At 57.0% G+C, this 12,332-nt stretch carries 6 protein-coding genes and 1 pseudogene; 5 read left to right on the top strand and 2 right to left on the bottom strand.

Annotated features, from left to right (window positions below; all coding sequences use genetic code 11):
- Both ACLJQD_RS15760 and ACLJQD_RS15755 read left to right on the top strand, forming a co-directional pair.
- Nucleotides 1-5,485 (top strand): annotated as a pseudogene (locus tag ACLJQD_RS15760) (autotransporter-associated beta strand repeat-containing protein); the annotation flags it as partial.
- 691 nt (nucleotides 5,486-6,176) lie between these two features.
- Nucleotides 6,177-7,991, top strand: a complete 1,815-nt coding sequence (locus ACLJQD_RS15755) for a vWA domain-containing protein (protein ID WP_017442112.1) — start codon at nucleotides 6,177-6,179, stop codon at nucleotides 7,989-7,991.
- 40 nt (nucleotides 7,992-8,031) lie between these two features.
- Here the strand turns inward: ACLJQD_RS15755 and ACLJQD_RS15750 are convergent, their stop codons facing one another.
- Nucleotides 8,032-9,033: a chemotaxis protein gene (locus tag ACLJQD_RS15750; RefSeq protein WP_000368558.1), complete on the bottom strand. Its 1,002-nt coding sequence runs from the start codon at nucleotides 9,031-9,033 to the stop codon at nucleotides 8,032-8,034.
- Between the two features lie 65 nt (nucleotides 9,034-9,098).
- The gene (gene rbn, locus ACLJQD_RS15745; RefSeq protein WP_000419093.1) at nucleotides 9,099-10,016 is read right to left on the bottom strand and encodes a ribonuclease BN; all 918 of its coding nucleotides are present in this window, start codon (nucleotides 10,014-10,016) and stop codon (nucleotides 9,099-9,101) included.
- A gap of 60 nt (nucleotides 10,017-10,076) precedes the next feature.
- Here rbn and ACLJQD_RS15740 point away from each other — a divergent pair, with 60 nt between their 5' ends.
- The 3 genes from ACLJQD_RS15740 (at nucleotide 10,077) to menF (ending at nucleotide 12,294) form a co-directional block, all read left to right on the top strand.
- The gene (locus tag ACLJQD_RS15740) at nucleotides 10,077-10,538 is read left to right on the top strand and encodes a GNAT family N-acetyltransferase (protein ID WP_017442113.1); all 462 of its coding nucleotides are present in this window, start codon (nucleotides 10,077-10,079) and stop codon (nucleotides 10,536-10,538) included.
- A gap of 54 nt (nucleotides 10,539-10,592) precedes the next feature.
- The gene (elaB, locus tag ACLJQD_RS15735) at nucleotides 10,593-10,898 is read left to right on the top strand and encodes a stress response protein ElaB (RefSeq protein WP_001519663.1); all 306 of its coding nucleotides are present in this window, start codon (nucleotides 10,593-10,595) and stop codon (nucleotides 10,896-10,898) included.
- A gap of 100 nt (nucleotides 10,899-10,998) precedes the next feature.
- Nucleotides 10,999-12,294 carry an isochorismate synthase MenF gene (menF, locus tag ACLJQD_RS15730; protein ID WP_000555674.1) on the top strand — a complete coding sequence of 432 codons (1,296 nt, stop codon included), beginning with the start codon at nucleotides 10,999-11,001 and terminating at the stop codon, nucleotides 12,292-12,294.
- Nucleotides 12,295-12,332: the final 38 nt, after the last annotated feature.

Genomic DNA, 12,332 nt, shown 5'->3' with positions numbered 1-12,332 from the left:
CGACAAGACGCTCACGCTCTCCGGCGCCAATTCTTACACCGGCGGCACCACCATCAGCGGCGGCACGCTGGTCGCCACCAACGTTGAGGCGCTGGGCAGCGGCGACGTCACCGACAACGCCACGCTGGAACTGAACACCGACGGCGATTTTGACAACGCCATCAGCGGCAGCGGCCAGGTAGTGAAATCCGGCGACAAGACGCTCACGCTCTCAGGCGCCAACAGCTACAGCGGCGCTACCACCATCAGCGGCGGCACGCTGATTGCCGCTAACGTCAACGCGCTGGGTACGGGCGCTATCGACAACCGCGCCAGCCTGTTGCTGGACGCCAGCGGCCAGTTTACGGTAACGGATCTCACCACCGAAAGCGGCGGCAACACCGAAATCGGCGCAGGCAGTACGCTACAGGCGACCACGCTGACTCAAAAAAGCGATAGCACGCTGACCATCAACCTGAACAGCAACACCGTCGATCCTGTTATCCACGCCGCTTCTCAGGTCTCGCTGGCCGGTACGCTGGACATCACCGGCGTCGGCGATGTGCTGGACAGCGATCCCGCCAGCACGGACGATCTGGATACCTTCACCCTGATCGCGTCAGACAAAACCATTGCGGGCGATTTCGAAAAGCTTACCGTCGCCGGAATGGATGCCGATCTGGCCGACTTTATCACCGTCGATGGCCGCATTGATGACACGGGCAAGCAGTACGAACTGACCACCGCCCTGACATGGTATGCCGACCGCGACGACGCCGTCACCGACGCCCACGGCACGTTTAACCTGACCAATGCCGACGGCAGTTTTGCGGTCAACACGGTGCTGGAAAACGTTGACGCCACGCTCGATCCCGCCAACGCCACCGGCTGGGACGGCACATCGCTGATCAAACAGGGCGCAGGCACGCTGATCCTGAATGCGGAAAACACCTATACCGGCGGCACCACCATCAGCGGCGGCACGCTGGTCGCCACTAACGTTGACGCGCTGGGCAGCGGCGACGTCACCGACGACGCCACGCTGGAGCTGAACACCGGCGGCACGTTCGACAACGCCATCAGCGGCAGCGGGCAGGTGGTCAAATCCGGCGACGGCGCGCTGACGCTTTCCGGCAGCAATACTTATACCGGCGGCACCCTTATCAGCGGCGGTACGCTGGTCGCCAGCAACGTTGAGGCGCTGGGTACCGGCGACGTCACCGACAACGCCACGCTGGCGCTGAACGCTGGCGGTGACTTTACCAACAACATCGGCGGTACGGGCCGCGTGGAAAAATCCGGCGACAAGACGCTCACGCTTTCCGGCAGCAATACTTATACCGGCGGCACCCTTATCAGCGGCGGCACGCTGGTTGCCAACGATGTAAACGCGCTGGGCACTGGCGACGTTACCGACAACGCCACGCTGGCGCTGAACACCGGCGGTGACTTCATCAATAACATCGGCGGTACGGGCCGTGTGGAAAAATCCGGCGACGACGTGCTGACGCTCTCAGGCGCCAACAGCTACAGCGGCGGCACGCTCATCAGCGACGGCACGCTGGTCGCCAGCAACGTTGAGGCGCTGGGTACCGGCGACGTCACCGACGACGCCACGCTGGAGCTGAACACCGGCGGCACGTTCGACAACGCCATCGGCGGCAGCGGCAACGTAGTAAAATCTGGCGCAGACACGCTCACCCTCTCCGGCAGCAATTCTTACACCGGCGGCACCACCATCAGCGGCGGTACGCTGGTCGCCAGCACCGTTGAGGCGCTGGGTACAGGCGACGTTACCAACAACGCCACGCTGGAACTGAACACCGGCGGTGACTTCATCAATAACATCGGCGGTACGGGCCGTGTGGAAAAATCCGGCGACGACACGCTCACGCTTTCCGGCAGCAATACTTACACTGGCGGCACCCTTATCAACGGCGGCACGCTGGTCGCCAGCAACGTTGAGGCGCTGGGTACCGGCGACGTCACCGACAACGCCACACTGGCGCTGAACACCGGCGGCACGTTCGACAACGCCATCAGCGGCAGCGGTCAGGTGGTCAAATCCGGCGACAAGATGCTCACGCTTTCCGGCGCCAACAGCTACAGCGGCGGCACGCTCATCAGCGACGGCACGCTGGTCGCCAGCAACGTTGAGGCGCTGGGGACTGGCGACGTCACCAACAACGCCACGCTGGAACTGAACACCGGCGGTGACTTTACCAACAACATCAGCGGCAGCGGGCAGGTGGAAAAATCCGGTGACGACGCGCTGACGCTCTCAGGTGCCAACAGCTACAGCGGCGGCACGCTCATCAGCGACGGCACGCTGGTCGCCACCAACGTTGAGGCGCTGGGTACCGGCAACGTCACCGACAACGCCACGCTGGAGATGAACACCGGCGGCGATTTTGACAACGCCATCAGCGGCAGCGGCCAGGTGGTGAAATCCGGCGACGAGACGCTCACGCTCTCCGGCGCCAATTCTTACACCGGCGGCACCACCATCAGCGGCGGCACGCTGGTCGCCAGCAACGTTGAGGCGCTGGGCAGCGGCGACGTCACTAACGACGCCGTGCTGGAACTGAACACCGGCGGTGACTTCATCAATAGCATCGGCGGTACGGGCCGTGTGGAAAAATCCGGCGACGAGACGCTCACGCTTTCCGGCAGCAATACTTACACCGGCGGCACTCTTATCAGCGGCGGCACGCTGATTGCCAGCAACGTTGAGGCGCTGGGTACCGGCGACGTCACCGACAACGCCACGCTGGCGCTGAACGCTGGCGGTGACTTCATCAATAACATCGGCGGTACGGGCCGTGTGGAAAAATCCGGCGACGACGTGCTGACGCTCTCAGGCGCCAACAGCTACAGCGGCGGCACGCTTATCAGCGGCGGCACGCTGGTCGCCAGCAACGTTGAGGCGCTGGGCACTGGCGACGTCACCGACAACGCCACGCTGGAGCTGAACACCGGCGGTGACTTTACCAACAACATCGGCGGTACGGGCCGCGTGGAAAAATCCGGCGACGGCACGCTCACGCTTTCCGGCAGCAATACTTATACCGGCGGCACCCTTATCAGCGACGGTACGCTGGTCGCCAGCAACGTTGAGGCGCTGGGCAGCGGCGATATCGACAATTACGCCAGCCTGCAACTGAACGCCAGCGGCCAGTTCGTTACGGCAAATCTCACCACTCACGATAACGCCACCACCGCAATTGGCGCAGGCAGCGCATTGCGGGCAAATACGCTAACGCAGGAGGCGAACAGCACCCTGGCCGTACACCTGACCGACAGCAACAGCGGCGCCATCGTCACCGCCGACCGCGCCAACCTGGGCGGCACGCTGGATATTACCGGCATCGGCAACGTGGCAAAATCCTGGACCCGCGACGCGTACGCCTACACGCTGATTGACACGGACAGCGCCATCGATAGCGACTTTGCGCAATTCACCGTAGCCGGTATGGACGCCAAACAGGTGGATTTTCTCACCGTCGATGGGCGCGTGAACGCCGACGACGACACCCGCTATGACGTAACCGCCTCGTTGTCCTAGTATGCCGACAGCGACAACGCCGCCACCGACGCCCACGGCACCTTCACCCTGAGTGAGCAAGGTCATAGCTTCACGTTGAACACCGCGCTGACGGACGTTGACGCCACGCTCAATCCCGACAGCGCCACCTACTGGGACGGCAAATCGCTCATCAAACGGGGCGCTGGCACGCTGATCCTGGGGGCGCAAAATACCTACAGCGGCGACACCGACGTGCAGGAGGGCACGCTATGGCTGGCCGAAACGGCGACTATCGGTTCTGCGGGGAGCGCGCAGGCGGTTAATATCGCCGCGAACGCCGCCTTTGGCGGCCATAACGCCACGGTGAACGGCCATGTTAACAATCTGGGCAGCCTGTACTTTGTCGATACGTTCACTGTCAACGGCGATGTCGTCAACAGCAGCGCAATGATAAGCGGCAGCGACCAGCCCAACAATACGCTGACGATCGCGGGAAACTATACCGGCAACGACGGTCATCTCTATCTCAATACCCAACTGGGCGATGACAGCTCGCCCACCGATAAACTGATCGTCACCGGCGACACCGCTGGCAGCACCACGCTGCATATCACCAACGTCAATGGCCTGGGCGCACAAACGGTTAACGGTATTGAAGTCATTGAGGTGGGCGGCCAGTCCGACGGTGATTTTACGCTCTACAAAGGGCATGTTGATATTAACGCCTGGACCTATACGCTGAAACAAGACGGCGGCGACTGGTACTTGCGCTCCGAGTCTGATGACGTGCCGGACGACGGCGGTGAGGTTACTCCGCCGGACGATGGCGGCGATGTCACTCCGCCGGACGACGGCGGCGATGTCACTCCACCGGACGATGGCGGCGAGGTCACTCCGCCTGACGACGGTGGCGATGTCACTCCGCCGGACGATGGCGGCGACGTCACCCCGCCGGACGATGGCGGCGATGTCACCCCGCCTGACGATGGCGGCGATATCACTCCACCTGACGGCGGCGACGTCACGCCCGTGGCGCCGCAGTACCGCGCCGACATTGGCGTTTATCTCGGCAACCAGTGGATGGCGCGCAACCTGCAAATGCAGACCCTCTACGACCGGGAAGGCTGCCAGTACCGTTCCGCCGACGGCAGCGTCTGGATGCGTTTTAAGGCCGGTAAAGCCGAATCGCAGGCGGTTAACGGCAACGTAGATATCGACAGCGACTACTCGCAGTTCCAGCTCGGCGGCGACATCCTGACCTGGAGCGACGGCGCGCAGAGCGTCACCGTTGGCCTGATGGGCAGCTACATCAACGCCAGCACCGACAGCACCGGCAACCGGGGGGCGGACGGCAGCCAGTTCTCCGCCAACGGTAGCGTGGACGGCTACAACCTCGGCCTCTACGCCACCTGGTTTGCCGATGCGCAAAGCCATCGCGGGGCTTACATCGATAGCTGGTATCAGTACGGCGCTTACAACAACAGCGTGGATAACGACGGACTCAGCGCCAGCCGTTACGACTCCGCTGCGCACGCCGTCTCGCTGGAGACGGGTTATCGTTATGATATTGCGTTAAGCAACCGCAACACGGTCAGCCTGACGCCGCAGGCGCAGGTCACCTGGCAGCGCTACAGCGCCGACACGGTTATTGACGATGGCGGCACCCGCATCAGCGGCCAGAACGATGATAGCTGGACGACGCGCTTAGGCGTGCGTGTGGACGGTAAACTGTACAAAGAGAGCGGCAGGATCCAGCCGTTTATGGAGGTCAACTGGCTGCACGCCAGCGACAATGCTTCGGCCACCTTTGGCGACACGAAGGTATCGCAGGATTTGCCGAACGACCGCGTGGAAGTGAAAGTGGGGATTCAGGCAAACGTCAGCGAACGGCTAAGCGTCTACGCCCAGGCCGCCGGTCAGAAGGGAAAGAACGACTACGGCGACGCCAGCTTTAGCCTGAATATGCGCTATAACTGGTAGGTTGCTGACCAGGCATAGTACAACATTTATGCCGGATGGCGGCTACGCCTTATCCGGCCTGCAGGGTTATCAATATGTGATAATTCGTAGGCCTGTTAAGCGAAGCGCCATCAGGCGTAGGTTGGGTGGAACGCAACGCAACATTCGGTATCCGGTTCCGCAAGCAGGCAGTGGAACAACTCTCCCAACTGTTTTCGTGACCCGTTTCCCGGATAAATGTTTATTCATCGACTTCAATGGGAAAAATTTGATCTGAAGCGTATTTCAGGGCGTCCGATCGCGCTCAGTTCATTATTTCGTGTGACGGCGGCATATAATATCTTTCCATCAATAACGTGAGTATTGGCACGGCTTAATGGATTGCTGTTTGGCGGGTTGTAAAAGGAAGTGCTGGCGAGGGCACAGTGCAGATAGTCCCCCATCTTATATATTCACTTTTGGTAAATCGGTCACTGTAAATAGTGTTCTTCATGCAGAATCTGTGGGTCGAACGGCACCAACTGATTAAGCCTGTCATCTTAAACGTAAATATTATTTGTCTCAAAAATATAATTATCTTTTTTATTATGGGTGGTTATTAACGCAGGTAATATTATTTTCTACTTTCGTCATGCTGATAATAAAAGTAAAGCGGAATATAATGCAGGATATCTGCAGAGAATTACCCGAATATAATTGAAAAGGAATTTGTATGCTTAATGGAAAAACATTAATGCTGTTGTTGGGTGGGGTTGTTCTCTCGGGCTGTGGGCCGGAGCCCTCCGACCCGCAGGGAAATAATCCGGCTGAGTTAAAACAGGAGCAGGCTATCCAGAAAGAAAATAGCGCTCAGGCCGGGGATGACACTGTCCAGAAAAGACAAGCCGAGGCCGCCCAACAGGCTGCGAAAAAAGCAGCCGAATATAAAGCGAATGCTGAAGCCAAAGCCCTGGCAGATGCCAAAGCGGCATCTCTGGCAGATGCCAAAGCGGGATCTCTGGCAACAGCCGAAGCACCGCAACATGAAATGCGGACACGTGCCGTGGCATCAAAAGCGTTCGCTGCACAAGGCGGTAATGTAATGGGGACCGCGCGTTACGAACACTACGATGAAAATCCGATTAAACAGGTAAGTCAGGCGCCGCTCGCCACGTTTAGTCTGGATGTAGACACTGGCAGCTACGCTAACGTGCGGCGCTTTCTGAATCAGGGACAACTGCCGCCGCCGGAAGCCGTGCGGGTAGAAGAGATGCTGAACTATTTTCCCGCGCCTCAGCCCGTTGCGGATAAGCAGGATAACACTAAACCCATTGCGGCCTGTATACCGATGCCATTTGCGGTTAAATACGAACTGGCTCCCTCGCCGTGGAACGCGCAGCGTACGCTATTAAAAGTTGATGTTCAGGCCCGGGACATGCAGACCAGAGATCTACCACCTGCCAACCTGGTTTTTCTCATTGATACTTCCGGCTCTATGCAGCCAGCGGAACGCCTGCCGTTGATCCAGTCGGCGCTAAAACTGTTGGTGAACGATCTGCGTGCGCAGGATAACATCACGATTGTGACCTACGCGGGCGGCACTCACGTCGCGCTGGCGTCTACAGCGGGAAATAACACAACCGCGATTAAAGCGGCAATTGATAATCTGGATGCTTACGGGAGTACCGGTGGTGAAGCGGGATTACGACTAGCCTACGAGCAGGCCGAAAAAGGGTTTATCAAAGGCGGCGTTAACCGCATTTTGTTGACCACCGACGGTGATTTTAACCTCGGTATTACCGATCCCAAAGACATCGAAGCGCTGGTAAAAAAAGAGCGCGAGAAAGGTATTACCTTATCTACGCTGGGCGTCGGCGATGACAATTTCAACGAAGCCATGATGGTGAGAATTGCTGATGTGGGTAACGGCAATTACAGCTACATCGACTCCCTCTCCGAGGCGCAAAAAGTCCTCAAGGATGAGATGCATCAAACGCTGGTCACCGTTGCCAAAGATGTAAAATCGCAAATCGAATTTAATCCGCAGTGGGTGACTGAGTACCGGCAGATTGGTTATGAAAAACGCCAACTGCGCGACGAGGATTTCAATAACGATAAGGTTGATGCGGGTGATATCGGCGCGGGTAAACACGTCACGCTATTCTTTGAACTGACGCTTAACGGGCAGAAAGCCTCGGTGGATAAACTGCGCTACGCTCAGGACAAAGCCGCCTCAAAGCCAACAAAATCAAGCGAGCTGGCGTGGATCAAATTGCGCTGGAAAGCGCCGCAGGGCAGCGAAAGTACATTAGCCGAGTTCCCGGTCGTTATGGGAAAGATGCCGAGCTTTGCTGACGCCTCTGAAGATTTTCGTTTCCGCGCGACGGTAGCGGCTTTCGGGCAAAAACTGCGTGGCTCAGAAACGCTGGCAGATACGACCTGGCCGCAAATTATTAAATGGGGTGAACAGGCGCGCGGGAAAGATAAACAAGGCTATCGCGCGGAGTTTATTAAACTGGTAAAACTGGCGGAAGGCTTGTCTCACTAAGCGTCAGGGGATGCCTGTACTGTAGGCATCCCCTGTTACGTCAGGCGCTTTTGCGGCTGATCAGTGGTCCCTGGCTGTTTGTTGCTGCGCGCTCCAGCACTTCCTGAATGACCGAAGAGAGTTCGTTAATCTCAAACTTGGCCACGTAGCCGTCGGCCTTCACCTTACGTATATGATCTTCGTTGGCGCTGCCGGAAAGGGAAGAGTGAATAACGACCGGGATCTTTTTCAGCCGTTCATCGGTTTTAATTTTACGCGTTAACGTAAAGCCATCCATCTCCGGCATCTCAAGATCTGTCAGGACCAGCGCGATTTTCTCGCTAATTGGCTTACCTTCGGCCTCCGCTTCCTGCGCCAGTTGCTGGATTCTCTCCCATGCATCCTTGCCGGTCACATGCATCTGATGCGGAATTCCCATCGCGTTCAGCCCTTTTTCCAGCATCGCGCGGGCGACTTTGGAGTCTTCCGCCACAATGGCTACCGCGCCTGGGGTAATATAAAATTTATTGGTCTTCAGATTGGTGGCGCGCAGATCGTGGCTGGAGGGGACAATATCATAAAGGATCTGCTCAACGTCGAGCACCAGCGCCAGGTTGTTGGTTTCTTTGTTGTCATCCAGGCAGGCAATACTGGTGATGTAGCGACCGTTGACGGCTTTCTCGGCGGTATGCACCTGTTGCCAGTCAAGACGCATAATATTTTCCACCGACTCGACGGCAAATGCCTGTACGCTGCGCGCATATTCGGTGATCAGCAAAATATTCAGCCCGGTTTCCGGCTTGCAGCCCGCTACCGCTGGCAAATCAATCACCGGAATGACCTGATCCCGAATATTGACCATGCCCAATAGCGGCGCTTTCATGCCTGCCGGGCGCGTAAAGGCGGGCATTGGTACGATTTCGCGCAGCTTAAATACATTGATGCCGAACAGCTCTGACTTCTGTTCATGCAGCGATGTACCAAGACGGAATAACAGCAGTTCAAAACGGTTGGACAGGGTTAAATTGGCCCTGTCATCAATATCTTTCTGAAAATTGTCCATCCTAACCTCATTATGAAAGCCTGCCTTTTTTAGTGTTATCGGCAATGAGGACAAAAAATGGAGCGCTAAACCGGGAAAACAGAAAAATCGTAAGCCAGCTCCGTCGCCGGGAAAATAGCGCGGCATTCCGCCAGTAAGCGCTGACAGCCTTTATCGTCATAGCGTGAGCTAATATGGGTCATGATCAGCCGACCGACGGCAGCTTCCCGCGCCAGCGTCGCGGTTTGACGGGTGGAGCTGTGTCCGCGAGCGTTGGCTTTCTCCTCCATTGACGCATCCAGCGTGGTTTCATGGACCATCACATCCACGCCTTGCGCCAGCGCGAGGGCGGCCTCGCAGGGCGCGGTATCGCCGAAAATCGCCACTGATTTCCCGGCCACGGCGGGAGCAAGGTAGTCGGCGCCATTGATCTGCCTTCCATCGGCAAGCGTGACGGTTTTTCCTGCCTTCAACGCCTGAAACAGCGGGCCGGGCGTAACGCCTGCGGCTTTTAACGCCCTGGCATTCAGCGCGCCAGGCTTGTCATGTTCAACAACGCGATATCCGTAGCACTCCAGTGGATGCTCCAGCCTGAACGCGGTCACTTTACGCAGACCGTCGTCAAGAATATCGCCTGCGCTAATTTCTTCAATTTGCAACGGAAAATCGGTCCATGAACCGCTAAGGCGCAGTGTGGTTGCAATAAACTCACGCACGCCTTGAGGCCCGTATACGGTTAGCGGATGGGGATTCCCCGCCATCGACCGGCTGCATAGCAGACCCGGCAGGCCAAACAGATGATCGCCGTGAAGATGGCTGATAAAAATGCGCTCAAGCTTACCGGGATGAAACGCGGTATTAAGCATTTGATGCTGTGTCCCTTCGCCGCAATCAAAAAGCCATACTCCCGGCTGCGTTGGATGTTGCAGATGTAATAAAATTGCCGTTACATTGCGTGAGCGCGTGGGAACGCCTGCGGACGTACCTAAAAAAATTAATTCCATCTTGTCCATACACGTTTGGTTATCGTTTAACCCAAGATTACCACAACACAGGAGCGCATCATGATTGACTGGCAGGATCTCCACCATAGCGAACTTACCGTTCCTCAACTTTACGCGTTACTCAAATTGCGCTGCGCGGTCTTTGTGGTAGAACAGCGCTGTCCTTACCTGGATGTGGATGGCGATGATTTAGTCGGCGACAATCGGCATATTCTGGGCTGGCATCAGGATGAGCTGGTGGCGTATGCGAGGATTCTGAAAAGCGAGAACGAATCAGACCCGGTTGTCATTGGCCGGGTGATCGTCAGCGATGCCTGGCGAGGGGCGAAACTGGGCCAGCAATTAATGGCGAAAACGCTGGAATCTTGTGGGCGGCACTGGCCGGATAAGCCGCTATATCTGGGAGCGCAGGCGCATCTGCAACCTTTTTATGCGCGGTTTGGTTTTATTCCGGTCACCGATGTTTATGACGAAGACGGCATTCCGCACCGGGGAATGGCGCGGGAGGTTCATCAGGCATAAACCGAAACCGTTGACTATAGTTAGGAGCAGGTGTTAACACAACGGAGAATGAGAATGTCATATCAATTTGGTGAATCACGTGTTGATGATGATCTGACTTTGCTCAGCGAAACGCTGGAAGAGATTTTACGTTCCTCAGGCGATCCCGCCGATCAAAAATACATTGAGCTGAAAGCCCGCGCGGAACAAGCGCTGGAAGAGGTGAAAAACCGCGTAAGCCATGCGTCGGATAGCTATTATTACCGGGCAAAGCAGGCCGTTTATAAAGCGGATGACTACGTTCATGAAAAACCCTGGCAGGGTATTGGCGTAGGCGCGGCGGTAGGACTGGTACTTGGACTGCTGCTGGCGCGGCGCTAAATCCCCCCACTGAACAGAATTGCAACCCTCCCTAAATGAGGTACTGCTTTTTTAGGGCAGTACCCCGTATAATGTGGGGTTTTTAACAGGGAGGGTCCGCGTGCATTCTATTACTACTGCGCTGGAAAATCTGACGCGTCAGCTATCGCAAGAGATACCGGCGACGCCAGGGCTTTGCGTTTTCGATGCGCCTTTCCCTTTAAACGATGCCTTCGATGCATTGAGCTGGCTGGCCAGCCAGTCATCCTTTCCGCAATTCTACTGGCAACAGCGCAATGGCGACGAAGAAGCTGCCGTTCTCGGGGCAATCACCGTTTTTTCATCGCTCGATCTGGCGCAACGGTTTTTACGTCAGCACGCGCAGCCTGACTTACGTATTTGGGGGCTGAATGCGTTCGAGCCGAAAGAGGGCTACTTATTGCTGCCGCGGCTGGAGTGGCGACGTAGCGGGGGTACGGCGACCTTACGCTTACATCTGCACAGTGACGTTTCGCTACGCGATGATGCGCGCCAGGCGAAAGCGTTTCTCGCTTCTCTGGTCGGCATTAAGCCTGTTCCGGCGCTACGCCTTTCGCTCACGAGCGAACAACACTGGCCGGACAAAGACGGTTGGGTGAAGCTGATTCAGCAGGCCACCCACACCATTGCGCAAGAGGCGTTTGATAAAGTTGTGCTGGCGCGGGCCACCGACTTACAATTCTCCCGTCCGGTCAATGCCGCCGCGATGATGGCGTCCAGTCGTCGTTTAAATCTCAACTGCTACCACTTTTTTATGGCTTTTTCCGCCGATACCGCCTTTCTGGGATCATCGCCGGAGCGGCTCTGGCGGCGGCGTGAAACGGCGCTGCGTACCGAAGCGCTGGCCGGGACGGTGGCGAACCATCCGGATAACCATAAAGCCTGGCAGCTTGGCGAATGGTTAATGAAAGACGATAAAAACCAGCGAGAAAATATGCTGGTTGTCGAAGACATCTGCCAGCGACTGCAAAACTGCACCCACTCGCTGGATGTGCTGCCGCCGCAGGTGCTCAGACTGCGCAAGGTTCAGCATTTGCGCCGCTGTATCTGGACGGCGCTTAATCAGGCGGACGACACGCTCTGCCTGCACCAGTTACAGCCTACCGCAGCAGTCGCCGGGATCCCTCGTGAACCCGCGCGTTGTTTTATAGAACAACATGAGCCGTTCGAACGTGAATGGTATGCCGGGTCGGCAGGCTATCTCTCCACGCGGCAAAGTGAGTTTTGCGTGACGTTACGTTCAGCCAAAGTGACGGCCAATGTGGTGCGATTGTATGCCGGCGCGGGAATCGTCCGCGGCTCCGATCCGGAACAGGAATGGCAGGAAATAGATAATAAAGCGGCCGGGTTACGTACCTTATTGCAGATGGATGCGTAATGAGTCACATATTCCCGACCCATATCAATAATCCATTT

It is taken from the genome of Salmonella sp. SAL04214, from assembly GCF_046550615.1.
GTDB classification, from domain to species: Bacteria; Pseudomonadota; Gammaproteobacteria; order Enterobacterales; family Enterobacteriaceae; genus Salmonella; species Salmonella enterica.
Note: the sequence above shows the minus strand (reverse complement) of the source record. Positions and strands in the feature narration are given on the sequence as shown.